We start from the raw sequence: 23,735 nt of genomic DNA, 5'->3' as shown, positions 1-23,735 counted from the left end.
GCACGGACCGAGAGGGGGCCCGAGCGTGACGATCCTGGAGAGCATCCGGCAACCACGCGACCTGAAGGCGCTGTCCGAGGCGGAACTGGGCGCACTGTCCGAAGAGATACGCGAGTTCCTGGTGCAGGCGGTCACCAGAACCGGCGGACACCTCGGGCCCAACCTGGGCGTGGTGGAACTGACCATCGCCCTGCACCGGGTCTTCGAGTCGCCGGCCGACCGCATCCTGTGGGACACCGGCCACCAGTCCTACGTCCACAAGCTGCTGACGGGACGTCAGGACTTCTCCAAGCTGCGCGGCAAGGGCGGCCTGTCCGGCTACCCCTCACGCGAGGAGTCCGAGCACGACGTCATCGAGAACAGCCACGCCTCCACCGCGCTCGGCTGGGCCGACGGCCTCGCCAAGGCCCGCCAGGTGCGGGGGGAGAAAGGCCACGTCGTCGCGGTGATCGGCGACGGCGCGCTGACCGGCGGCATGGCCTGGGAAGCGCTGAACAACATCGCGGCGGCCAGGGACCGGCCGCTGATCATCGTCGTCAACGACAACGAGCGCTCCTACGCCCCCACCATCGGCGGCCTCGCCAACCACCTGGCGACCCTGCGCACCACCGACTCCTACGAGAAGATCCTCGCCTGGGGCAAGGACGTGCTGCTGCGCACACCCGTCGTGGGCAACACGATCTACGAGTCCCTGCACGGCGCGAAGAAGGGCTTCAAGGACGCCTTCGCACCGCAGGGCATGTTCGAGGACCTGGGCCTGAAGTACGTCGGCCCGATCGACGGGCACGACATCCGGGCCGTCGAGTCGGCGCTCAGGCGCGCCAAGCGGTTCCACGGCCCGGTGCTGGTGCACTGCCTCACGGTCAAGGGGCGCGGCTACGAACCCGCCCTGAAGAACGAGGAGGACCACTTCCACACCGTCGGCGTGATCGACCCGCTCACCTGCGCGCCGCTCGTCCCCTCCGACGGGCCCTCGTGGACCTCGGTGTTCGGTGACGAGATCGTGCGGATCGGCGAGGAGCGGGACGACGTCGTCGCGATCACGGCGGCCATGCTGCACCCGGTCGGGCTCGGCGGGTTCGCCGCCCGCTTCCCGGACCGGGTGTGGGACGTGGGCATCGCCGAGCAGCACGCGACCGTCTCCGCGGCGGGCCTGGCCACCGGCGGACTGCATCCGGTCGTCGCCGTCTACGCCACCTTCCTCAACCGCGCCTTCGACCAGCTGCTGATGGACGTCGCCCTGCACCGCTGCGGGGTCACCTTCGTCCTCGACCGGGCCGGCGTCACCGGGGTCGACGGGCCCTCCCACAACGGCATGTGGGACATGTCTGTCCTCCAGGTCGTGCCCGGCCTCAGGATCGCCGCGCCGCGCGACGCCGACCAGTTGCGCGCCCAGCTGCGCGAGGCCGTCGCCGTGGACGACGCGCCGACCCTGGTCCGCTTCCCGAAGGAGTCCGTCGGGGCGTCGATCCCGGCGATCGACCGCGTGGGCGGTCTCGACGTGCTGCACCGCTCGGCCGACAGCCCGCAGGTCCTCCTCGTCGCGGTCGGCGTGATGGCGCCGGTGTGCCTGAAGGCCGCGGAGCTGCTGGCGGCCCGGGGCATCGGCTGCACGGTCGTCGACCCGCGCTGGGTCAAGCCCGTCGACCCGGCGCTGCCGGGCCTCGCGGCCGAACACCGCCTGGTCGCCGTCGTCGAGGACAACAGCCGCGCGGCGGGCGTCGGCAGCGCGGTGGCCCTCGCGCTCGGCGACGCCGACGTGGATGTGCCGGTACGGCGCTTCGGCGTCCCGGAGCAGTTCCTCGCCCACGCCAAGCGCGGTGAGGTGCTGGCCGACATCGGCCTGACGCCGGTGGAGGTGGCCGGCCGGATCAGCGCGAGTCTGGCCGTGAGGGAGCTCGACGGCCCAGTCAAGGAGAGTGAATGACCACGGAGTTCGACCTCGGCGCCCTGCTCGCCGAGCGTGGAGCCGAACGCTACGAGCTGCACGCGCGCCACCTCAATCCGCAGCTCCCGCGCATGCTGCGCACCATCGGCTTCGACAAGGTCTACGAGCGGGCCGAGGGCGCCCACTTCTTCGACGCCGAGGGCAACGACTACCTGGACATGCTCGCCGGGTTCGGAGTGATGGGCCTCGGCCGCCACCACCCCGCCGTCCGCAAGGCGCTGCACGACGTCCTCGACCTGGACCTCGCCGACCTCACCCGCTTCGACTGCCAGCCGCTGCCCGGCCTGCTCGCCGAACGGCTGCTCGCGCACAGCCCGCACCTGGACCGGGTGTTCTTCGGCAACAGCGGCACCGAGGCCGTCGAGACGGCCCTGAAGTTCGCCCGGTACGCCACCGGCAAGCCGCGCGTGCTGTACTGCGAGCACGCCTTCCACGGGCTGACCACCGGCTCGCTGTCGGTCAACGGCGAGTCCGGCTTCCGGGACGGCTTCGCCCCGCTGCTGCCCGACACGGCCGTCCCGCTCGGTGACCTCGACGCCCTCGCGCGGGAGCTGCGCGAGGGCGATGTCGCCGCCCTGATCGTCGAGCCGATCCAGGGCAAGGGCGTGCACGAGGCTCCGCCCGGCTATCTGCGCGCCGCGCAGGAGCTGCTGCGCCGGCACAAGGCGCTGCTGATCGCCGACGAGGTGCAGACCGGTCTCGGCCGCACCGGCGACTTCTACGCCTACCAGCACGAGGACGGCGTCGAACCCGACCTGGTCTGCGTCGCCAAGGCCCTCTCCGGCGGCTACGTACCGGTCGGCGCCACCCTCGGCAAGGAGTGGATCTTCAAGAAGGTCTACTCGTCCATGGACCGCGTCCTGGTCCACTCGGCGAGCTTCGGCTCGGGCGCCCAGGCGATGGCGTGCGGCCTCGCCGTGCTGTCGGTCATGGAGCAGGAGCAGATCGTCGCCGGAGTGCGCACGACGGGGGAGTTGCTGAGGTCCCGGCTGGCCGCGCTGAGGGAGAAGTACGAACTGCTCGCCGACGTCCGCGGCCGCGGGCTGATGATCGGCATCGAGTTCGGCCGGCCCACGTCGCTGAAGCTGCGCAGCCGCTGGACCATGCTCCAGGCGGCCCGCAAAGGCCTGTTCGCGCAGATGGTCGTCGTGCCGCTGCTCCAGCGGCACCGGATCCTCACCCAGGTCTCCGGCGACCACCTGGAGGTGATCAAGCTGATCCCGCCGCTGATCATCGACGAGGCGGACGTGGACCGTTTCGTCGACGCCTTCACCGCCGTGATGGACGACGCGCACAGCGGCAACGGGCTGATGTGGGACTTCGGCAAGACGCTGATCAAGCAGGCCGTGACGAACCGGTAGCCGTACGCGCAGGGCTTTGCCTCTGAGGCAAGAAATTTGCCGCAGAGGCAAGCCTGCGGCTGAATGGAGCCATGAGCTCCTCCGAGTCCCCCGCGGAACCGGCGGGCGACCTGCCCGCGGTGGCCCCGCAGCTGCGGTCCCTGCGCCGCCGCGCCGGCCTCACCCTGGAGGCCGCCGCCCGCGCCGCCGGACTGTCCCCGGCCCATCTGTCCCGGCTGGAGACCGGCCGGCGCCAGCCCTCACTGCCGATGCTGCTCGCGCTGGCCCGTATCTACAGTACGACCGTCTCCGAGCTGCTCGGCGAGAGCGTCGCCGAGCGGGACGCCGTCGTGCGCGCCGTGGACATGGAGCCGAGCGCGGCCGGCGGCTGGACGTACTGGCAGGCCGGCGCGCCCGGCCGCGGCATGCAGGCCCTGCGGGTGCAGGTGCCCTACGGCGCGCAGGGCGACATCGTGCGGGTGCACCCCGGGGAGGAGTGGCTGTACGTCCTGGCCGGACGGCTCAGGCTGCGCCTCGGGGACACCACCCACCGGCTCGGCCCGGGTGACAGCGCGCACTTCGACTCGCTGACCCCGCACCGGATCGCCGCGGAGGACCCCGGCGGTCTCGAGCTCCTGTTCGTCCACACACTGCTGCAGAGCCCCACGGCCACGCTGTGCCTGGGGCCCGCCCACCCTGGAGAGGCACGATGAGCGACTTCGAGGAGAAGTTCCCCCGGACCCTGTGGATCCGGCTCATCATCTACATCGCCGTCGGGCACCTCCTGGCCGGGTTCATCTGGCTGCTGTTCGAGCTGGGGTCCGGCCAGTAGGCGCCCCCGGCCGGCGCCGGGGGCTTCAGTCGAGCAGCCGCGCCCGCAGCCGCTCCCGGGTCTCGGGGGTGATCCCCAGGCCCTGCTCCAGGTAGGCGTCGACGCCGCCCCAGGTCTCCTCGATGGTCTCCATGGCCGCCGTGAGGTACTCGGCGCGCGCGTCGAAGAGCGGGCTGAGCAGCTCCATGACCTCGGGGGTGTAGGCCGACTGCGCCGAGCCGCTGCGGCGCACCTTGTAGCGGCGGTGCTTCTCGTTGGACTTCAGGTAGTCCTCGACGACGGCGTCCTTCTCCACGCCCAGGGCGAGCAGGGTGACCGCTATCGACAGGCCCGCGCGGTCCTTGCCCGCGGCGCAGTGCATCAGGGCCGGGACGCTGTCCTCGGCGAGCGCGTGCAGCACCCGGGAGTGCTCGCCGGTGCGCTCCTTGATGATCGTGCGGTAGGAGGCGATCATCCGGTTCGCGCCCCTGCCGTCGGCGAGGATGCCGCGCAGCTGGTCGAGGTCGCCGTCGCGGACCATCTTCCAGAACTCGGCGCCGTCCGCCGGGTCCGACAGCGGCAGGTTGACGTTGCGCACGCCCGGCAGGTCGACGTCCGGGCCCTCCAGCCTCTGGTCGGCCTCGTTGCGGAAGTCGAAGATCGTGTGCAGCCCCAGCGAGGAGAGGTACACCGCGTCCTCGGGCGTCGCGTGGGCGAGGTGGCCGCTGCGGAACAGCACCCCGTGCCGGACCCGCCGTCCGTCGACCGTGGGCAGCCCGCCCACGTCTCGGAAGTTGCGCACTCCGGTCAGCTCGGGTTCGGTCGACGGCACCTGCTGCGTCACGAAGGGCTCCTCCCGCTCGTGCCCGCCGACGCGGCTCGAATGGCCGACGGGCTGCCCTTTGACGATACGACATCGGTTCCCGGGGCAACCGGTTGTCCCCGCCTCCGGACGGCGGCGGACGAATGGGCCGGTTATCCGCTCACGTCACTTCTGGGCTTTCTGCCCGAATTAGGGCCTTCCTTCCAACTCGCAAGGAAATGAGGGCCCCTGGAATACGGACGCGTGAGGAGGGTCATAACCGTGACCGTCCGTCGTACGTCATGTTCACGTAATGACGAGGGATTTCCTGGTGAATTGACGAACCGAAGGCGGCCCGAATACACACAGTGTGACGGCGAATTCCCTCATTGGATCACGGCAAACGCCCCTTCACGCAACCATTCGCTTGTCCCTGCGCGTCCTGCTCGCTTACGTTCCCCACCGAATCCGGACGGACGCCGAATCCTGCCGCCGTCCGGCGCACCGCACCCACCCACCCGACGCACGGCAGGAGCGGGGGACCCACAGGTACGACGCCTGTTCCGGTTCCCGGAACGGCTATGGGGTGAAGCCGCGCCCAGGCGCGGCCGGGCATCTCCAGCCCGAACCCGACAGCTCACCTCGCAGGCGCCGGAGAGGAAAAGCGCCATGCCCGCAAAGGGTAAGCACCGTCGTCCGAAGACCCAGCGTCTCGCCCGCACTCTCGCCGTCGCCGGCACCGGCGGCGCCGCGCTCGCGCTGCCGCTCATCGGCGCCGCCGGCGCACACGCGGCCACCCCGCAGACCGCCGCCCAGTCGGTGTCCGGCAAGGCCGTCCAGAACCTGCCGTCCGCCGGGAAGCAGGCGGAGCGGTCCGGCGTGCGCGTCTACACCGTCAAGTCCGGCGACTACCTGTCGAAGATCGCCGGCGAGCAGCACGTCGCCGGCGGCTGGAAGAAGCTGTACGAGGACAACCGCGAGGCCGTCGGCAGCGACCCGTCGCTCATCCACCCCGGCCTGAAGCTGACCCTCGGCAAGAAGGCCGCCGCGGCGCACCAGGCCGCCCCGTCGCACAAGAGCGAGGCGCCCGCGCACAAGGCCGCCGCCAAGCCCGCCAAGCCCGCCGAGGCCGCCAAGCCCGCCGCCAAGCCCGCCCAGTCGACGAGCACGGCCACCGGCTTCACCCTCCCGGTCAGCGGCGCCACCATCGGCACCGCCTACCACACCCCCGGCAGCATGTGGGCCAGCGGCTACCACACCGGCGTCGACTTCGTCGTCCCGACCGGCACCACCGTCAAGGCCGTCGGCGCGGGCACCGTCGTCACCGCCGGCTGGGGCGGCGCCTACGGCAACCAGGTCGTCATCAAGCTGAACGACGGCTACTACGCCCAGTACGCCCACCTGTCCCAGCTCTCCGTCTCGGCCGGCCAGACCGTGACCATGGGCCAGCAGCTCGGCCTGTCCGGCGCGACCGGCAACGTGACCGGCCCGCACCTGCACTTCGAGATCCGCACCACGCCGGACTACGGCTCCGACGTGGACCCGGTCGCCTACCTGCGCGCCCACGGCGTCACCGTCGGCTGACCCCGCGCCGCCCCGGCGGCCACCCGTCTGACACGCCACCAAGGCCGGGCCCCGATCCACGGGTGCCCGGCCTCCGGTGTGTCCGCAACAGGCCACGCCGACCCGGCGGATCACTTATTCCCGGCTCCGCCGGACTCGCGGAGTGGCTTATCTCACCGACCGTCAACCCCTGCCTACGGTCGCGTAGGTCACATTCGAGGGTGAATCATGGCCTGCTGTGGCAGACGATTCGAAGAGTGACAGCAGAGCAGTGATCGGGTCGTACGTAGCGGTGGGGGACAGCTTCACCGAGGGCGTCGGCGACCCCGGGCCCGACGGTCAGTTCGTGGGCTGGGCCGACCGTTTCGCCGTACTCCTCGCCGACCGGCGGCCCGAGGGCGACTTCACCTACACCAACCTCGCGGTGCGCGGCAGACTCCTGGACCAGATCGTGGCCGAGCAGGTCCCGACGGCCCTCGAACTCGCCCCCGACCTGGTGTCGTTCTGTGCCGGCGGCAACGACATCATCCGCCCCGGCACCGACCCCGACGAGGTCGCCGAGCGGTTCGAGAAGGCGGTCGCGCAGCTTTCCGCCGCGGCCGGCACGGTCATGGTGACGACCGGCTTCGACACCCGGGGCGTGCCGCTGCTCAAGCACCTGCGCGGCAAGATCGCCACCTACAACGGGCACGTCCGGGCCATCGCCGACCGCTACGGCTGCCCGGTGCTCGACCTGTGGTCGCTGAAGTCCGTGCAGGACCGCCGCGCCTGGGACGACGACCGGCTGCACCTGTCGCCCGAGGGGCACACGCGCGTGGCGCTGCGGGCCGGACAGGCGCTCGGCCTGCGGATCCCGGCCGACCCCGAGCAGCCCTGGCCGCCGCTGCCGCCCCGCGGCACGCTCGAGGTGCGGCGCGACGACGTCCACTGGGCGCGCGAGTACCTGGTGCCGTGGATCGGCCGTCGGCTGCGCGGCGAGTCCTCCGGCGACCATGTGACCGCCAAGGGCACGCTGTCCCCGGACGACATCAAGCTGCGGATCGCGGCCGTCGCCTGAGCCGCCCGGCGAGGGGCGGACCGCACACCGGCGGCCGCCCCTCGCCCGGCCGTCAGGTCGGGAACTCCCCGTACCACGACCCCCGCACGAGGTGCTGGGGCAGATACGGCGACGAGGTGTCCACCGGGAAGCCCGCGTCGTGGGCCAGTGAGGCCAGCGCCAGCGGGCCGAGGGCGACCAGCGCACGCGGGTCGCCGGAGCCCTGCCAGTAGCGGGCGTGGTGCGCGAGCGCCTCGTCGAGGGCGGCGGCGAACTTCTCCTGGTCACGGGCGATGAACCGGTGGAACAGCGCGATCGGCTGGTAGTCGACCAGGTTCAGGAACTCGCCCGGCGTACGGGTCGCCACCTGCGGGTCGGACGTCCGGATCGTGGTGACGAGGCGGTCGGCGACCTCGTCCATGGGGCGCCGCAGGATGAAGGCCTGCAGCGTGCCGATCCAGTGGAAGAGGTAGTCGTCCGCGTCGCCGGCCCGGCGCAGCACGTCCACCGGGACCTGGCTCAGCCGCGTCAGCCGCTCGCCCTCCCGGCACACCAGCGCCAGCCAGAACGCCTCCAGCCAGGCCCGGCCGTCGCCCTGCGGAGCGTCCGGCGTTTCGAACAGCGCGGAGCCCTCCTGCATGGCGCGTACCCACGCCTCCCAGCTCTCCAGCTTCACCGCGGCGGGGTCGTCGGCGGCCTGTGCGTGAGCATGGGCGAGCGCCGCCGCGAAGGGGGAGGGGCCGTCCTGGTCCCCGCGCAGCCGCTTCATCAGCTCCAGCAGCTCCTGCGGGGCCCGCACGGACAGCGACCGCGTCTCCTGGTCGATGTGGGTGAGACACACCAGCCGGCCCCGGTGCCACCAGTACAGCCGGGGGGTGAGCGAGCCCGGCCCGTCCTGGCAGGCGCCCAGCGCGTAGGCGCCCAGGTCGTTGACCGCGTCCACGACCGTGCCGTCCTCGATCGGATGGAACGCCAGCAGATGCCGCGTCGGTACGGCCACCAGCGCGCCGGCCTCGGGCAGTTCCCGGCCGGTCACCTCCCGCACCAGCTCCGGCAGCGCCAGCGCCCTGCTCGCGACGAAGTGCGAGTCGCCGTACACCGAGTGCAGCACCGCCCCCGTCGCGGTGCGCACCTCCTCGTGCCGCACGGGCTCGGCGAGCAGGTTGGCCCGGCCCGCCGCCCACAGCTGCTCGGCGCCCACCCGGGCCACGTCACCGTCGTGCAGGATGCGCACCGACTCCGGAGTGTCCAGGGCGAGGGCCGCGAGCAGACCGTCGGCGACCGGGCGTACGTAGTGGAAGCTGCCCGCCGCCTCCTCGGGGAACGCGTCGTCGGGCAGCAGCCGCAGCCGTGTCCCGCGCAGCAGCTCTGCGGCGTCCTCGCCGCCGCTCGAGGCGTTCTCCAGGCGCTCGAAGTGGAGCCGGACCAGCTCGGGCCAGTGTTCCTCGGGTATGTCGCGGCAGCGCTGGGCCAGCGTCGTCAGGGGGCTGCGGCGACCGCCGTGCAGGACGTCCGCGCCGTCGGCGACGACTTCGTCGCCGTGCCGGGCGCCGAGGTGGCCGACGGCCAGGGAGCGCAGCCGGTCGGCCTGCGCCCGGGTCAGCATGGGCAGATGGGGATCGGGTGTGTGCAGTTGGTTCACCCCGGGACTCTACGAGGCCCCTTCCCACCGCGCCGCCGCACCCCCGCGGTGGTGCCGCTCACCGCGCCTGCGCGGTCAACGCCTCCCGGGTCAGCCCGAGTTCACGGGCCAGCGCCTCATCGACCCACTCCTGCGCGCGGATGCGCGAGACCGTGCCGCCGTACGCGGTCAGCTGCACCGCCAGCCCGTCCAGCAGAGCCGTCAGCCGCAGCGCCGCGGCGGCCGGGTCGGGGCAGCTGAACTCGCCCGCGGCCACCCCTTCGGCGACGACCTCGGCCAGCGCCGCCTTCCACTGCCGGTCCAGGTCGCGGCCCACCTGGCGCAGCGGCGGCTCGCGCAGCGCCGCCGACCAGCCCTCGATCCACAGCCGCCAGCCCTTGGCCTGCCCGGTCGGCGCGTACCAGCGCACCGCCGCGCGCAGCCGGCGCAGCGCGGTGGTACGGCGGCCGAGCAGCTCCCGCAGCCGGGCGAGGTCGGACTCGGCGGCGTACGCGAAGGCCGCCGCGACCAGCTTCTCCTTGGTGGAGAAGTGGTACAGCACCAGCGCGTTGCTCACTCCGAGCGCCTGGGCGACGTCGGCGATCCGCACCGCCGCCACGCCCCGCTCCTCGATCTGCTCCACGGCGGCCCGCAGGATCTCCTCCCGCCGCTCCGCCACGCTCAACCGCACTCTCGCCACGGCTGTTCACCCTAGTGCAGCGCCCGGGGCCGGGCACCTCGATTGCCCGGCCCCGCGCGCTCAGCCCTGGGTGTCCGCCCCGGTCGGCAGCGGCGGTTCGGCCGCCACGCGCGCCCACTCCTCGTCGGTCATGACCCGGGAGCACAGCAGGAAGCGGACGCCCTGGTACTGCGACGGTGACGGTGCCAGGGCCGCACCTCGACGCGTGCCCAGTCGTAGATCCGCAGGCCGTGCGCCCCGCTGCCGCAGGAACGGCGTTTCCATTTCTGCCGTGCCAGGCCGCTGAACAGGTCGTGGACGGGGTGGTCGATCGCCCAGCGGGTGACCACGGTGTCGTGCCGGGTCGTGTCCATGACGTGGAAGACGTCCGCCCGCTCCAGCTCGGACCGCCAGCCCTTGAAGAAGCCGTAGGCGGCATCCGCGGTCACCCACCGAATGGGCCGTGGCATTACCTCATGGCGGCATGCCGGCCCGCCGTGGAGGTCCGCGGCGGCTTGACCAAAGCGCTGAGATGCCGCGGGTCAGCGGGGCGCGCTGGTGAACGCCTGCCGGTAGGAGCGGGGTGGTACGCCCCGGCGTCGTACGAACTGCTCCCGCAATACGGCCGCACTGCCGTAACCGACCTGGCGAGCGATCTCCTCGACGGGGAGGTCCGTGGTCTCCAGCAGCTCCTCCGCCCTGCTCAGCCGCAGATGGCGCAGCCAGGCGTGCGGGGTGGTGCCGGTCGCGGCGGTGAAGCGGCGGGCGAAGGTGCGTTTGCTCATCGTGGCGCGGAGCGCCAACTCCGTTACGGACTGCGGCTGGTGGAGGTTCTCCCGGGCCCATGCGAGGACCTCTGCCAGCCGTACGTCGCAGCCGTCCTCGGGGACGGGCGTGGCCAGGTACTGGGCCTGTCCGCCGTCCCGGTGGGCGGGCAGCACCATGTCCCGGGCGATGGCGTTGGCCTGCGCGGCGCCATACTCCCGCCTCAGCAGGTGCAGGCACAGATCGAAGCCCGCGGCGGCTCCGGCGCCCGTGACGATGGTGCCCTCGTCAATGTAGAGGGCGTCGGGTTCGACGGTGACCCCGGGAAACCGACCGGCGAGGAGTTCGGCGAACCGCCAGTGGGTGGTTGCCCGCCGCTGGTCGAGCAGTCCGGCGGCGGCGAGTGCGAACGTACCGACGCAGTGGGCCGCGACCACGGCTCCGCGCGCGTGCGCGGTCCGCAACGCGTCGAGTACGGGCGGGGCGGGCGGTATGCGGAAGCCGGCGCCGGGCAGGGCGATGACGAGGTCTGCTGCGGCGAGCCGGTCCAAGCCGTGCGTGACGGAGAGCGGTACTCCGCAGTCCGCGGCCACCTCTCCGGGCCGGTCGGCGCACAGCGCGAAGTCGAAGCCGGGCAGGGCCGCTCCGTGCGGGCCGAACACCTCGGAGACGATGCCCACGGCGAGCATGCCGACGCCGGGAGGGACGTACGCGGCGACAGACGTGAAAGGCGGCATGAGTGCAGTGTGGCAGTCCGCTGGCACGAATCCTGCGATCATGGGCAGGAGTGCCACTCGTCAACCCTCGCCGGTCCCCGCAGGATTGTGGTCATGACAGACGCACCGCTCGGCCGCAGCGCCGCTTTCAAGGTACTGACCACCGGTTACGTGGGCTCCACGGGCCCCGGGGTCGCCGCGACCGTTTCCTATGTCTCCGATGCGGGACGACACGTGATCTTCGACCCGGGCATGGTGGCGAGCCGCGATGACATCCTCGGGCCGCTCGCGGAACTGGGCCTCGCCCCCGAGGACATCACCGACGTCGTCCTCAGCCACCACCACCCCGACAACACCATGAACGTGGGTCTCTTCGGGCGTGCCCGGGTGCACGACCACAAGGTGGAGTACCTGGACGACAAGTGGACGAATCGGGATGCCGAGGGCTACGAACTCACCCCGTCCCTGCGCCTGATCCGTACCCCGGGCCACAGTCCCGAGGACATCACGCTGCTGGCGGGCACGGGCGAGGGCGTGGTGGCTTTCGCGGGTGACCTGTGGTGGCACGAGAACGGCCCGGCGGACGACCCGGTGGCCCCGGACCGTGAAGTCCTGCGAAACTCCCGCCTGCGGGTGCTCGCCGCGGCGGACCTGATCGTGCCCGGCCATGGCAGCCCGTTCAACCCGTCCGAAAACGTCCCGGTCTAAAGCGCGTTGCGGACAGCTAAGGGGCATTGATAACCGCTGAGTTATCGATCGGCTCACGAAGTCTGCGTTGATCCTGGGGTGGCCTCGGGGGACGCTGGTTCGTGTCAGGGACGACGCGTGCCGTCGGGGTTCCTGACACCCAATCAGTCTTTGAAGCCCAGGAGTTGGACCCACGTGAGCGAGAGGCTCGACATGACCGTGACCTACGCGGTGCACAACGCGCTGCGCAGGGAATTGGGGCACGTCGCCCGGGCCGTCGCCGTCCATCGTGCCGGTCTCCGGCGTGTGCTGCGCGTGGCCCCGGGCTGGGGAATGTTCCAGAGCGCCCTGCACGCCCATCAAGCCGCCGAGGACGAGGCGCTGTGGCCCCCGCTGCGGCAGGCGCTGGCCGGTCGGCCCTTCGACCTGACGCGGTTGGAGGCGATCGAGGCCGAGCACGCCGCCCTCGTCTTTCTCGTCGGAGCGGTCGACGACGGATTGACCGACGTCCACATCGGGCCGGACCTTCTCGGGGAGCTCGCCGACGGCCTGGTCACCGGCCTCGACAAGCACCTCGACCATGAGGAGGAAACCGTCCTCCCGCTGGTTCAGGCCGTCCTGAGCCAGGAGCAGTGGGATCTCTTCGGACGCGCCCACGCGCGCCGGATCGAACCGTGTGCGGCGCGGTTCCTGCCCTGGCTCCTGGACGGCGCCGATGAGCGGACCGTCACCTCGGTCCTGGACCAGCTCCTGCCCAAGCACGCGCACCACGTGTACATGCGCCGGTGGCGACCCCAATACGAGGCGCTCGACCTGTGGGGGACCCGCGACACCGTCGCCGTCACCCGGCCGTGAGTTCCGCACTGCCCACGCTCGCGGCCCGCGCATTCTCCTCTCTCACCACACCCTCAAGGAGTTCCTCTTGTCCACGGCCGAATCCGCCCGAAGATCCGCCGGCTCCGCACCGACGTCGGAGCCCGGACCTTCGGTTTCCTCCGTGCCCCTGCGCAGATGGCTCGCCCTGGTGGCTGTGGCTGTCGGCACCTTCGCCATGGTGACGGCCGAGCAGTTGCCGATGGGGCTGCTCACTCCCATCGGCGGCTCGTTGGACGTCTCCGAGGGGACCGCCGGACTGCTGGTCACCGTGCCGGGTCTTGTCGCCTCCGCCACCGCGCCGCTGCTGCCCGTCCTCATCCGGCGGGCCGATCGGCGCACCGTCCTGATCGCCCTGCTGGCTCTGATGGCCGCCGCCAACGTGCTGTCCGTACTGACCTCCGACTTCGCTGAGCTGCTCGTCTCGCGATTCCTCATCGGCATCAGCATCGGTGGGTTCTGGGCGCTCGCGGCCGGTATCGCCGTGAGCATGGTGCCCACCGCTTATGTCGGTCGGGCCACCGCCCTCGTCTTCGGCGGTGCCACGGCCGCCAATGTGCTGGGCGTCCCGGCCGGAACGCTCATCGGGGAGTTCAGCAGTTGGCGGACCGCGTTCGCCACCGTTGGCGGCCTCGGCCTGCTCGTGGTCATCGCGCTGCTTCTCCTCCTGCCGTCGCTGCCCGCCCGCGCTCCCGTTCGGCTGAGCACGCTCGCGGCGCAGTTCCGAAACCCCGCCGTCCGCACCGGAGTAGTCACCACATTCCTGCTGGTGGGAGGACATTTCGCGGCGTTCACCTTCGTCAGCCCCGCCCTGCGGGAGATCTCCGGCATCAGCCAGAGCATGGTGGGCCCGCTGCTCCTCGTGTTCGGCGTCGCCGGCATCCTGGGCAACTTCCTCGCCGGTGCGGTCGTGGGGCGCGATGTGCGGCGCGTGGTCATGATGATCGGCTGTTCGCTCGCCCTGATCCTGGCGCTCTTCCCGCTCGTCGGGACCAGCCCCGCGGGCGGGATCGTGCTGTTGATCGGCTGGGGTCTGGCCTTCGGCGGAGTGCCGGTGAGCGTCCAGACCTGGATCCTGCAGTCGGCGCCCCGCGAAGCCGAGGCCGCCACCGCTCTGAACACCTCGGTGTTCAATCTGGCGGTCGCTCTCGGTGCCCTGTTCGGCGGCCTCGCCGTCGACGCCGCCGGTCTCGATGTCGCGCTCTGGGGCGCCGCGGTGGTCGGCCTGATCACCACGGTCACGGTCTGGCGCACCCGGGGCACAGCGGCCTGACGCCGTCACGTCCGGGTTCCCGTCCATCGGCCGCGCGCATGACGGGGCCGGTCGACGGAAGGTCCTCCGATCTCTCCATGGCCGAGACCGCGGCATCGCTCTTCCGGGGATCGGCCGCCGACTACCACTGAGGAAGCCTCCATGAAGCCACAAGTCGCCGGTGCCAGCGCTGCCCAGGAGGACGTGGACGCCATCGTGGCGCTGGTCGCCGAGTTCGAGCACGCCCAACAGAACGCGCTGCCCGACGCGTTTGTGGGGCTCTTCCGGCACGACGCCTTCTGGTCGATCCCGTACGGCACCGCACTGACCGGCATCGACGAGATCGGCGTCTTCGCGCGCCAGGTGCTGCCCCGGACAACCTGCTTTCCCGGCACCGCGAGGGCAGGGGCCGGCGCGGATGCCGGGAGTCGAGCGAGGCCGGCCGCCGTTGGGCGTCGCTGGTGGCGGCTTGTCCCGGTGTGGCGCCGGGCACCGCGCTCCACCTCATGACGAAGGCCGACGGCCGGTGGCTCGTCGCCTTCGCGCAGAGCACCGTGCCCGGAGAAGCCCTAGAACCCGTGGAAGTCGACCTGCCCGCCGTGTGCTGACCCGGCAACGTACATCCGGAACAGGCCGACTCAGTCCCACCACTACGAGAAAGGAAAGGCCCGTTCGCATGTCACGAGAGTTCACGGTCGCGGCAGTGGACATCCGCCTGCGCGGTGTCGACTCCTTGGGCGACGGACCCCCGCTGCTCTTCCTCAACGGAGGCTTCTCCACACGGCGTCAGTGGAACCGGGTCATCGACCGCTTGGGCGGCAGATACCGCACCATCACGTTCGACGACCGCGCGAGCGGCGGATCGGGACCTTGCGCGGACTTCGCGGTGCGTGACGCGATCGACGACGTCGACCGGGTGATCGAGGCGACGGTGCTCCGGCAGCCGATCCTGGTCGGCTGGTCCCACGGCGCGACGATCGCCGTGTGTTACGCGGCGGAGTACCCGGAGCTGGTGGGTGGCCTGGTCCTCGTCGACGGCGCCTATCCGGTCTCGCTGCTCGACGAGGCCGGCAAGGACCGTGTGCGCGAAGCGTTCCGCGGATCCGGCCGGTTCACGCGCGTCGTGGCCGGGCTCGGCGGTGCCCCCGGGCTGTCCCCCCGGCAGAGGGCGGAGGCCATCATCGCGACGGACGAGGTGAACGGCGGACTCGCGGCCGATTTCGCGGCCCTGCGCTGTCCGACCACCTTCGTCGTCGGGAGCGGCGGGCACCCCGGGGCGTCCCACGAACGGACGCGCGTGATCGGGGCCGCCGCACGGGCCGCGGCGGACAACGCCCAGGTGACCGTATTCGCCACCGCGACCGGCCGTCCTGCGCGCGTCCTCGCCCGGGACGCCGATATCGTGGCCGCCGCGATCGACGAGGTCGCCCAGCGGTCGACGCGTCTGGCCGTCACGTGACGGCGCACCTTGCTCGGCAGCCGACGTACCGTCGCGGGCTCCGGGTCACAGGCGCACTCGAGCGGTCCGGGCCACTGTTCAGGCACTGCCACGAGCACCCGGGCGGCGCGTCAGAACTGGAAAGCGCCGAGTTCGCGGACCGTGTCGGCGAGGGCGCGGATCGCCTCGTTCTCGGACTCGGTCCGCCAGATGAGGACGTAGGACAGGGCCGCCAGGTCGGGGACGGGTATCCAACTGATGTTCGGCATGCCCCAGTGCCGGGTGACATGGCTGGGGAAGCCGTGGATGGTCTCGCCCATGCCCACCTGGTTGATCATGTCTTCGGCGTTGGTCGTGGGCCGACCGCGCTCGATCAGCCGTCCCCGCGGTGTGTTGAAGGGTAGATAGCCGTCCTCCCAGTACTGAGGAATGTCGGGCGGCATGGCGTGCTGGAAGTCGGCGAACATTTCCAGCCGTACCGAGGTGCGCTGCGCGAGTGGGTGCTCGGCCGTAACAGCGAGGATTCGGGGGTCCCTCATCAGGACGGGCCCGATGGTGAAGTCCGGCTCCTCGACGGGCAGCCAGACGACCAGGACGTCGAACTCTTTGTTGCGAAGCCGGGCGAACGGGTCGATATACACCAACTGGCGGATCTCCAGCTCCCACTGGGGATGCCGCGACCGGAAAGCCTTCCAGTAGAAGTGGAGGTCGGCGACGTTGAACGGCATCATGCCGATGCGGATCCGGTCGGTGACGCCGCGGGCGGCGAGCCGGGCGCGTTCCAGGGACGCGTGCAGGCCCGCGTAGACCGGCTGCAGGTCGTCGCGCAGTTGGCGTCCCACTTCGGTCAGGCGCACGGTACGGCTGGTGCGCTCGAAGAGCGCGGCACCTATGCGTCGTTCCTGTGTCCTGATGGCCTGACTGACCCGGGCCTGGGAAACCCGGAGCCGCTCGGCGGTCCGGCCGAAGTGCAGTTCCTCGGACAGCACCAGAAAGATCTCGATGTCACGCAGCTCCATGACGCCCCCGTGTCCCCGCCCGACATCCCCCATGGTCGTCGAGCCCGGGAAGTATATGGCGATCATTCCCGATGGCTGAAACAAGTTGATCGTGTACGTCGTGCGCCGCGCTCGTCCAGCGCCGAGGGAGGGAATGGCAGCCCATCGGCGGGTACGAAACGGGGCATGTCCCGCCAAGGTACGCATGGTTGAGCAGGTGGGCGGGCGCTCGCCCGTGGCCGGCGCCACGCATAGGGCTGCGCCGACGCCGACGGCGGTGCCCACGACATCGTCGACCACGCCCACCCTGGCGGTGAGGCGTCCGAAAGAGGGGAAGAGCGCCGATGACCGACGCGGTCTTGGCGGATGGCGCCGACCTGAGACCTTTCGATCTCAGCGGCCGGGACTGTGAACGCGCTGTCATCGAAGGTTTGTTGAGGGGAGCGCGGGCCGGCCGGGGTGGGGCCGTGGTGGTCCTGGGGGAGTCCGGGTCGGGCAAAACGGCGCTGCTCGACCAGTGTGCTGTGGCGGCAGCGGACGGAGGCCGACTGTTGCGGTGCACGGGCGTCCAGTCGGAGGCGGCACTGCCGTATGCCGGTCTACAGGTGCTTCTTCGGGGCACCCTGGACCGTGCGAGCTGCCTGACGGAACATCAACTGCGGGCACTGCGCGGGGTGATCGCCCTGGACGCCCCGCCCGCGGGCGACCGCTTCCTCGTCGGAGCCGCGACGCTGAGCCTGCTCGACGAGCTGGCCGAGGAACGTCCGGTCGTGGTTCTGGTCGACGACGCGCACTGGCTGGACCTGGAGACGATGGACGCGCTGCTGTTCGCGGCCCGTCGGCTCGGTATGGGGCGGGTGGCCATGGTGTTCGCCGCCCACGAGGAGTCCACGGTCTTCGACGGTGCGCCCGGCGTGCCGATGCTGCGCCTGGGGCCCATGACCGACGAGGAGGGCGCGGCTCTCCTTACCCGCCGTGCGCCCAATCTGCATGCGGTCGTACGCGACCGCATCGTCGGCCTCGCGCAGGGTAATCCGCTCGCCCTGGTCGAGCTTCTGGGGGCCCTGACGACGGCCCAGCGGAAGGGGAGCGAGCCGCTGGACGCCCGGGAAATGGCCGTGTTGCCGGCTTCGTGGCGGGTGCGGCGGATCTTCGACGAGCGGATCAGGGCGCTGCCCGAGCCGACCCGGTCGCTGCTGACGGTCGCCGCGGCCGACGACACCGGTGATGTGGCTCTGGTGGTCGCGGCAGCGGAACGATTGGGCGCGGCCGCCTGGGACTTCGGGCCCGCGGAGGCAGCGGACCTGGTGCGGGTGTCCGGGCACCGGCTGGCGTTCCGGCATCCCCTGGTGCGCGCTGCGGCGTACCAGGGAGCGGTGCTGACCGAGCGGACATCCGCGCACCGGGCGCTCGCCGAAGCGACATCGGCCGCCGGGGACATGGGCCGCCGGGCCTGGCACCTGGCCGCGGCGACCGTCGGCTACGACGAGGTGGTTGCAGCCGAACTGGAGCGCAGCGCCAAGCTGTTCCGCTCGCGGGGCGGCCAGGCCGCGGTCGCCGCCGCCTATCGACGGGCCGCACGGTTGACCGAGGACCGGGAGGCCCGGTCACTGCGCCTGGCCGCCGCTTCGGCCGCCGCGGCCGAAGCCGGACAGGCGGAACTCGCCGAGGCCCTCGCCGACGAGGCGGGTCCGGTGAGCAGCCCGTCGGCAGTCGCCCGGATCGCCAGCGTCCGTGCAGCCCTCGAACGGGAGCGGGGCCGTGCCGAGTCGGCGCGGCTGCTGCTCGTCGAGGCGGCTGCCCAGGTGACGGCGCGCTGTCCCGCCAAGGGGGCGCGCTTGCTGTTCGAGTCGGCCGCGATGGCCTGGGACGCGCCGGACCCGGTCGTCGCCGCCCGGGACACCCAGGCGCGGGTTGCTGCTCTGGACTTCGGCGGCCATCCCGTAGAGCGTGGAGCCGCGGGAGTGCTCGACATGCTGACGGGTGACCAGGCGAGCGGGGCCGCGGCGATACGTGAGTTCGCCACGTACGTCGTGCGGACCCGGCAGGAGCGCAGCCTGACCGATCAAGTGCGGCTGCACGGCTGGGACATGCTGCTCGGCGAGTACCGGACGGTGCACGACGAGGCCGTGGCCCTGGAGTGGGAGTGCCGTGCGCAGGGTGCCGTCGGGGTACTGGCGCGGGTGCTGCTGCGGCTTGCGCGGCTGCGGCTGTTCCTGGGGCGGCACCGGGACGCGTACACGACGGCGGTCGAGGGTTTGGAGATCGCTTGCGACACGGGTCAGCGCCATCTCGCCACGATGCTCAGCGGTGTCCTGGCGGTGCTGGAGGCGCTCGACGGACAGGGCCCTGGCGGCATGGACGGACCGAAAGGGAGCGAAGGCCGAGAGGGCGGGAACCGGCAGGGTCCCGTCGAGTGGGCGGGGGAGTACCCGTGCCCCGGCGTCGAGCCGATCCCCGTCTGGCTGACCAGGGCGCAGGGCCTGCTCGACCTCGGGCGCGGCCGCTACGACCTGGCGATGCAGCGCTTCACCGCACTGACCGGCGGTCCGCACGGGCACCTCATGGTCTGCGTGCACAGCCTGCCCGACCAGGTGGAGGCCGCCGTCCGGATCGACCGGGCAGCCGACGCCGGGCCGGCCGCGGACCGGTTCGCGCGCTGGGCCCGGGCCACCGGGACCACGTGGTCAGGGGCGGTCGAGCTGCGCTGCCGCGCCCTGCTCGCCGACGATGACGCGAGGGCGGAGGAGTTCTACGAGCGGGCACTCGCCGCCCACGAGGGGGACGGCCGCCCCTTCGAGCAGGCACGCACCCGACTGCTGTACGGGGAGTGGCTGCGCCGTGGCAGGCGCCGGGCAGCGGCCAAGGAGGAGCTGACCATGGCCCTGGAGTCGTTCGAAAGCATGAGAGCTGGCGCGTGGGCGGGCCGGGCCCGGACGGAGCTGCGGGCAGTCGGTGTCGCCCCGACCGCTTCGGCAGCGGGCGCGCACCACGTCGACCAACTGACCGCGCAGGAAAGGAGGTCGTCCTGCTCGCGGCGACCGGCCTGAGCAACCGCGACATCGGCGCGCGCCTGTTCCTCAGCCCACGCACGGTCGGCTACCACCTGTCCAACGCCTACCCGAAGCTCGGTGTGACCTCGCGGGCCGCCTTGGGGGCGCTCGACCTGGGCTGACATCCGCTCACCCCGTCATCCCCGTAAACCAGTCGACCCCGAAGCTCCGGTCGACCTCGTCACCTGCGCCTGCCGGTACGCGACCAGGTCGTTCGACGGATCCGCGATCGGGGGCGCGCTTCCTACGGTTCTCCTGTTCGGGAACAGTGGCTTGGGAGGGTTCATGAAGGTTCTGGTACTCGGCGCCACCGGTTACATCGGCTCCGCGGTCGTGTCGAAGCTGACCCTGGAGGGCCACGACGTCGTGCCGCTGGTGAAGAACGCGGCCGCACTGCATCCGGACACACCGGTGCGGGTCGGCAATCTGGCCGACCCGGCCTCCCTGCGCGCGGCGGTGACGGACGACGTGGACGCGGTCGTGAACCTGGCCACGCCGACCGGCGACGAGGCGGTGGACACCGCCGCCCTGGAGGCGCTGCTCGCTCCGCTGCGCGGCACCGGCCGTGCATTCGTCTACACCAGCGGCGTCTGGGTCCTGGGCGCCACCTCGGGCACCACTCTGACCGAGGACGCAGACACCAACCCCATCGCGATCGTCGGCTACCGGCCGCTGATCGAGCAGCGCGTGCTCGCCGCCGCCGAGGACGACGTGCGGGCCGTGGTGATACGCCCGGGCATCGTCTACGGGCGCGACGGTGGCATCCCCGGCCTGATGACCGGCTGGGCCCGGGAGCACGGGACCGGCCGCTACGTGGGTCCGGTTACGACTCGCTGGCCGATGGTGCACATCGACGACCTCGCCGAGCTGTACGTCCTCGCACTGACCAAGGGTCACTCGGGCGACCTCCTGCACGGTGTGGCATGGGAGTCCGTCCCGGCGGCTGCGATCGCGGCCGCCGCCGACATCGCCGCGGGCGGCATCGGCCGCGCCGAGCCGTGGCCGCAGCCGGAAGCCGCCGAGACGCTCGGGGAGCCGTTCGCCGAGGCACTCGCGCTCGACCAGGTGGTGTCGGGGCGGCGGGCCGTCGAAGAGCTGGGCTGGCGGCCGAGCCGCCCGGACGTCCTCACCGAGCTCGCGGGAGCCAACCGTGGCTGACGCCGACGTCCTCACGACGCCCCCGATCTGCCGCACCTGCGGTACCCAGTACGCCGCGCCGCGTCCCGACTGCCCGGTCTGCCTGGACGAGCGGCAGTACGTGAGCCCGGAAGGCCAGCGGTGGACGACGCTGGCCGAACTGCGCGAAGAGGGCCACACCGGCCACTTCGAGGAGCAGGGCCCCGGCGTTCTCGGTATCGGCGTCACCCCCGAGTTCGCCATCGGCCAGCGGGCCCTTCTCCTGCGTACAGCCGCCGGCAATGTCCTATGGGACTGCACTCCCTACCTCGACGACACCATGGTCAGGGCCATCGAGGAACTCGGCGGCATCGACCACATCGCCATCAGCCACCCCCACTTCTATTCCTCCATGGTGGAGTGGGCCCACGCCTTCGACGCCCCGGTCCATCTCCACGAAGCGGACCGCCAATGGGTGGGCCGCCCGGACCCGGCCGTACGCTTCTGGGGCGGCCGCACACTCCGACTCACCGACGAACTCACCCTGATCAACCCGGGAGTTCACTTCCCCGGCAGCGCGATCCTGCACTGGAGCGCGGGCGACGGCGCCCTCTTCACCGGCGACGTGGTCAACGTCTGCCCGGACAGCCGCTGGGTCACCCTGATGTACAGCTACGCCAACCACATTCCGGAGCGCCCCCACGCAATTCGCGCCGCCGCGGATCTGCTCGCCGACTACCGCTTCGAGCGTATCTACGGCGCCTGGTGGCACCGTGCCGTCACCTCTCACGGGAACGAGGTTCTGGCCCGGTCCGTCGAACGCTATCTCCACTTCGCGCAGGGCACGGTCGCGGGCAACTGACAAGGCGAGTGACGAGCGCACCGTGGGGGCAAGTCGGGGAGGGTCCCGATTGTGGGGTGTGTGTCGTCGTTGCCGTTGTACTCGGGTTCGCCGCTGTCGAGGACGTGGACCAAGTCGTAGCCCTTGGCCCGAGAGAACCCGAACACTGCAGAAGCGTCTTCGACGCTGCCGCATGGTGCGCCCGCCGCAGGTCCACAGGATGGTGCCGGACTCGTCCGTGACCGCGGTGACGAACCCCGCGTCGTCGGCGATGCTGTGCAGCTCACCGGCCAGGTCGCCGACCGGGCGGCGCAGCGGCGAACGGGCCCAGCGGCGGGCGGCGGAATCCCCCGCCACGGCCGGCGCGCTGTCGCGGTGCGGGTCCACGCTGCTCAGCGAGCGCACCCACGACTCGCCGACCTCCGGACGCAGGGTCCGGGCACGGGGCGAGGGGCCCGCCTGCTTCAGCCGCGGCACCCAGCGGGTCCACTCGTCCTCCAGGGTGGCCCTGCGCCGCTGGAGGTCACTGCGCTGTGACATCTCTCCCCCTGCCGTCGTCCGGGGACGGTCGCCGCATTGTCCACCCGCGGTGCGCGCGGCGCACCTGCCCGCGCGCACCTGCCCCCGCGGGCCTGCCCGCGCGCACCTGCTCCGCGGGCCTGCCCTGGCGGCGCGTCCGTCCTCCCGGCCCCCGTCCGTCCTCCCGGCCCCTCCGCCTCGCCGTCGGCCCCGACGACGAGTCATTTGCCGTCGGGCCGACGACAGAGTTATCGGACAAGCCGTCCGTGAAATCAAGCCCGCGTCCGGGTGTGCGGGTCCGATGGCGCCGTCCGGCACCCCTGGTGGCGACCCCCTGGTTCCGGGCCGCCCCGTGGTCGGCGGCCCGGCGGACCATAATGGAACGCCCCGACTCTTCTGGAGGTGCCGTGACCGGCTCCCGTCCCACGAGCACCGGGCTGCGCGCGCTGAGGCCGGCGGCCTTCGGCGCCGACCCGGCCGGTGAGCGCCTGGCGCGCATCCGTCGTTCGCCCCACTTCAAGGACGGCGTGTTCGTGAACCCCGGCGGCGCCGCCCGCACCCGCCCGTCCGGCTCCGCCATGGACTTCGCCAAGGTGTACTTCGACAAGGAGGCCCGCCCCCGGCGCTCCCCGACGGGCACGGTCCCGGTCCACGCCACCACGCTCGCCGACCTCGCCCGGCCGCCGGCGACGGGGCTGCGGCTGACCTGGATGGGGCACTCCAGCGTGCTCGCGGAGATCGACGGGCAGCGGGTGCTGTTCGACCCCGTGTGGGGCGAGCGCTGCTCGCCGTTCCCCTTCGCCGGCCCCAGACGGCTGCACCCGGCGCCACTGCCGCTCGCCGCCCTGGGTCCGGTCGACGTCGTCGTGATCTCCCACGACCACTACGACCACCTCGACATGCCCACGATCAAGGCGCTGGCCGGCACGGACACGCTCTTCGCCGTACCGCTCGGTGTGGGCGCCCATCTGGAGCACTGGGGCGTCGCGGAGAGCCGGCTGCGCGAGCTGGACTGGCACGAGGACACCAAGGTCGGCGCCCTCACCCTGACCGCGGCCCCGGCCCGCCACTTCTGCGGCCGCGGCCTGCGCAACACCCAGCACACGCTGTGGGCGTCCTGGATCGTCGCGGGCGAGGAGCACCGGATCTACCACAGCGGCGACACCGGCTACTTCGACGGCTTCCAGGCCATCGGCGCCGACCACGGCCCGTTCGACGCGACGATGATCCAGATCGGGGCGTACAGCGAGTTCTGGCCGGACATCCACATGACTCCCGAGGAGGGCGTGCGCGCCCACCTCGACCTCCAGGGCGGCGCGCCGCACGGGGCGCTGCTGCCGATCCACTGGGGCACCTTCAACCTCGCCCCGCATCCGTGGGCCGAGCCGGGGGAGTGGACGCTGGCGGCCGGTGAGGTGGTCGGGCAGCCCGTGGCGGTGCCCGTGCCGGGCGCGCCCTTCGAGCCGGGCGGCGAACTGCCCACCCGGCCCTGGTGGCGCGGCGTCTCCCAGACCCTCAGCCGTGGCTGGCCGGCCCCGGACCTGGGACTGAGGGCGGCGCGGGGACTGGACCTGGTGGGCGACGACTGAGAGTGGATGGCCGAGCAGCGGACGCCTCGCGGTACGGGCGAGGGCCACAGCCGCGCCGGCCGGTACGGGCGAGGCCCCCAGCGGCGTC

The 23,735-nt window shown here is 71.9% G+C and carries 21 protein-coding genes, 1 pseudogene and 1 riboswitch; of the genes and pseudogenes, 16 read left to right on the top strand and 6 right to left on the bottom strand.

Annotation, left to right across the window (positions count from 1 at the left end; translation table 11 throughout):
- The first annotated feature begins 25 nt into the window (after positions 1-25).
- The 4 genes from dxs to AC0B9F_RS06860 all read left to right on the top strand — a co-directional run bounded on the left by dxs (position 26) and on the right by AC0B9F_RS06860 (position 4,120).
- Entirely contained in the window at positions 26-1,927 is a 1,902-nt protein-coding gene (gene dxs / locus AC0B9F_RS06875; protein ID WP_471999296.1) for a 1-deoxy-D-xylulose-5-phosphate synthase, read from the top strand.
- The gene (locus AC0B9F_RS06870; protein WP_471999294.1) at positions 1,924-3,309 is read left to right on the top strand and encodes an aspartate aminotransferase family protein; all 1,386 of its coding nucleotides are present in this window, start codon (positions 1,924-1,926) and stop codon (positions 3,307-3,309) included. Before dxs ends, AC0B9F_RS06870 begins: the two co-directional genes overlap by 4 nt.
- A gap of 71 nt (positions 3,310-3,380) precedes the next feature.
- Positions 3,381-4,001, top strand: coding sequence for a helix-turn-helix domain-containing protein (locus AC0B9F_RS06865; protein WP_471999293.1), 621 nt, complete (start codon positions 3,381-3,383; stop codon positions 3,999-4,001).
- A complete protein-coding gene (locus AC0B9F_RS06860; RefSeq protein ID WP_471999292.1) occupies positions 3,998-4,120 on the top strand; it encodes a DUF6126 family protein in 123 nt (40 codons plus the stop codon). Before AC0B9F_RS06865 ends, AC0B9F_RS06860 begins: the two co-directional genes overlap by 4 nt.
- Before the next feature lie 25 nt (positions 4,121-4,145).
- Here AC0B9F_RS06860 and AC0B9F_RS06855 read toward each other — a convergent pair whose 3' ends face one another.
- A complete protein-coding gene (locus AC0B9F_RS06855; protein ID WP_471999291.1) occupies positions 4,146-4,943 on the bottom strand; it encodes a tyrosine-protein phosphatase in 798 nt (265 codons plus the stop codon).
- A 466-nt stretch (positions 4,944-5,409) separates the two neighbouring features.
- A riboswitch (cyclic di-AMP (ydaO/yuaA leader) is annotated at positions 5,410-5,565 on the top strand.
- A 5-nt stretch (positions 5,566-5,570) separates the two neighbouring features.
- Between AC0B9F_RS06855 and AC0B9F_RS06850 the strand changes: the two genes are divergently transcribed.
- Both AC0B9F_RS06850 and AC0B9F_RS06845 read left to right on the top strand, forming a co-directional pair.
- On the top strand, positions 5,571-6,485 hold the full coding sequence (locus tag AC0B9F_RS06850; RefSeq protein WP_471999289.1) for a M23 family metallopeptidase: 915 nt from the start codon (positions 5,571-5,573) through the stop codon (positions 6,483-6,485).
- A gap of 250 nt (positions 6,486-6,735) precedes the next feature.
- Entirely contained in the window at positions 6,736-7,521 is a 786-nt protein-coding gene (locus AC0B9F_RS06845; protein ID WP_472000862.1) for an SGNH/GDSL hydrolase family protein, read from the top strand.
- A 52-nt stretch (positions 7,522-7,573) separates the two neighbouring features.
- On the opposite strand, the gene AC0B9F_RS06840 is transcribed toward AC0B9F_RS06845, so the two are convergent.
- The 4 genes and pseudogenes from AC0B9F_RS06840 to AC0B9F_RS06825 all read right to left on the bottom strand — a co-directional run bounded on the left by AC0B9F_RS06840 (position 7,574) and on the right by AC0B9F_RS06825 (position 11,302).
- Positions 7,574-9,142, bottom strand: coding sequence for an immunity 49 family protein (locus AC0B9F_RS06840; protein WP_471999287.1), 1,569 nt, complete (start codon positions 9,140-9,142; stop codon positions 7,574-7,576).
- 58 nt (positions 9,143-9,200) lie between these two features.
- Entirely contained in the window at positions 9,201-9,821 is a 621-nt protein-coding gene (locus AC0B9F_RS06835) for a TetR/AcrR family transcriptional regulator (RefSeq protein WP_471999286.1), read from the bottom strand.
- Positions 9,822-9,991: 170 nt separating this feature from the next.
- Positions 9,992-10,261 (bottom strand): annotated as a pseudogene (locus tag AC0B9F_RS06830) (IS701 family transposase); the annotation flags it as partial.
- Positions 10,262-10,342: 81 nt separating this feature from the next.
- Positions 10,343-11,302 (bottom strand): GlxA family transcriptional regulator, encoded by a 960-nt coding sequence (locus AC0B9F_RS06825; protein ID WP_471999284.1) that lies wholly within the window; start codon positions 11,300-11,302, stop codon positions 10,343-10,345.
- Positions 11,303-11,395: 93 nt separating this feature from the next.
- On the opposite strand from AC0B9F_RS06825, the gene AC0B9F_RS06820 reads away from it, so the two are divergent.
- From AC0B9F_RS06820 to AC0B9F_RS06800, 5 genes are all read left to right on the top strand, one after another.
- Positions 11,396-11,989, top strand: a complete 594-nt coding sequence (locus AC0B9F_RS06820; RefSeq protein WP_471999282.1) for an MBL fold metallo-hydrolase — start codon at positions 11,396-11,398, stop codon at positions 11,987-11,989.
- Between the two features lie 174 nt (positions 11,990-12,163).
- Positions 12,164-12,823 carry a hemerythrin domain-containing protein gene (locus AC0B9F_RS06815; RefSeq protein WP_471999280.1) on the top strand — a complete coding sequence of 220 codons (660 nt, stop codon included), beginning with the start codon at positions 12,164-12,166 and terminating at the stop codon, positions 12,821-12,823.
- A 142-nt stretch (positions 12,824-12,965) separates the two neighbouring features.
- Entirely contained in the window at positions 12,966-14,114 is a 1,149-nt protein-coding gene (locus AC0B9F_RS06810) for an MFS transporter (RefSeq protein ID WP_471999279.1), read from the top strand.
- Between the two features lie 141 nt (positions 14,115-14,255).
- Positions 14,256-14,603, top strand: coding sequence for a hypothetical protein (locus AC0B9F_RS06805; protein ID WP_471999277.1), 348 nt, complete (start codon positions 14,256-14,258; stop codon positions 14,601-14,603).
- Positions 14,604-14,769: 166 nt separating this feature from the next.
- On the top strand, positions 14,770-15,552 hold the full coding sequence (locus tag AC0B9F_RS06800; protein ID WP_471999275.1) for an alpha/beta fold hydrolase: 783 nt from the start codon (positions 14,770-14,772) through the stop codon (positions 15,550-15,552).
- Positions 15,553-15,662: 110 nt separating this feature from the next.
- Here the strand turns inward: AC0B9F_RS06800 and AC0B9F_RS06795 are convergent, their stop codons facing one another.
- A complete protein-coding gene (locus AC0B9F_RS06795; protein WP_471999273.1) occupies positions 15,663-16,550 on the bottom strand; it encodes a LysR family transcriptional regulator in 888 nt (295 codons plus the stop codon).
- A gap of 323 nt (positions 16,551-16,873) precedes the next feature.
- Here AC0B9F_RS06795 and AC0B9F_RS06790 point away from each other — a divergent pair, with 323 nt between their 5' ends.
- The 5 genes from AC0B9F_RS06790 to AC0B9F_RS06770 all read left to right on the top strand — a co-directional run bounded on the left by AC0B9F_RS06790 (position 16,874) and on the right by AC0B9F_RS06770 (position 23,647).
- Entirely contained in the window at positions 16,874-19,579 is a 2,706-nt protein-coding gene (locus AC0B9F_RS06790; protein WP_471999271.1) for an AAA family ATPase, read from the top strand.
- Entirely contained in the window at positions 19,558-19,704 is a 147-nt protein-coding gene (locus tag AC0B9F_RS06785; RefSeq protein WP_472000861.1) for a helix-turn-helix domain-containing protein, read from the top strand. The genes AC0B9F_RS06790 and AC0B9F_RS06785 overlap by 22 nt, the downstream gene beginning before the upstream one ends.
- 163 nt (positions 19,705-19,867) lie before the next feature.
- Positions 19,868-20,740 carry an NAD-dependent epimerase/dehydratase family protein gene (locus tag AC0B9F_RS06780; RefSeq protein WP_471999270.1) on the top strand — a complete coding sequence of 291 codons (873 nt, stop codon included), beginning with the start codon at positions 19,868-19,870 and terminating at the stop codon, positions 20,738-20,740.
- Positions 20,733-21,560, top strand: coding sequence for an MBL fold metallo-hydrolase (locus AC0B9F_RS06775; RefSeq protein WP_471999269.1), 828 nt, complete (start codon positions 20,733-20,735; stop codon positions 21,558-21,560). Before AC0B9F_RS06780 ends, AC0B9F_RS06775 begins: the two co-directional genes overlap by 8 nt.
- 905 nt (positions 21,561-22,465) lie before the next feature.
- Entirely contained in the window at positions 22,466-23,647 is a 1,182-nt protein-coding gene (locus AC0B9F_RS06770; RefSeq protein WP_471999267.1) for an MBL fold metallo-hydrolase, read from the top strand.
- Positions 23,648-23,735: the final 88 nt, after the last annotated feature.

This window comes from Streptomyces sp. NPDC097129, assembly GCF_055668065.1.
The sequence above is the reverse complement of the archived record's forward strand: the minus strand, read 5'-3'. Positions and strand labels throughout refer to the sequence as shown.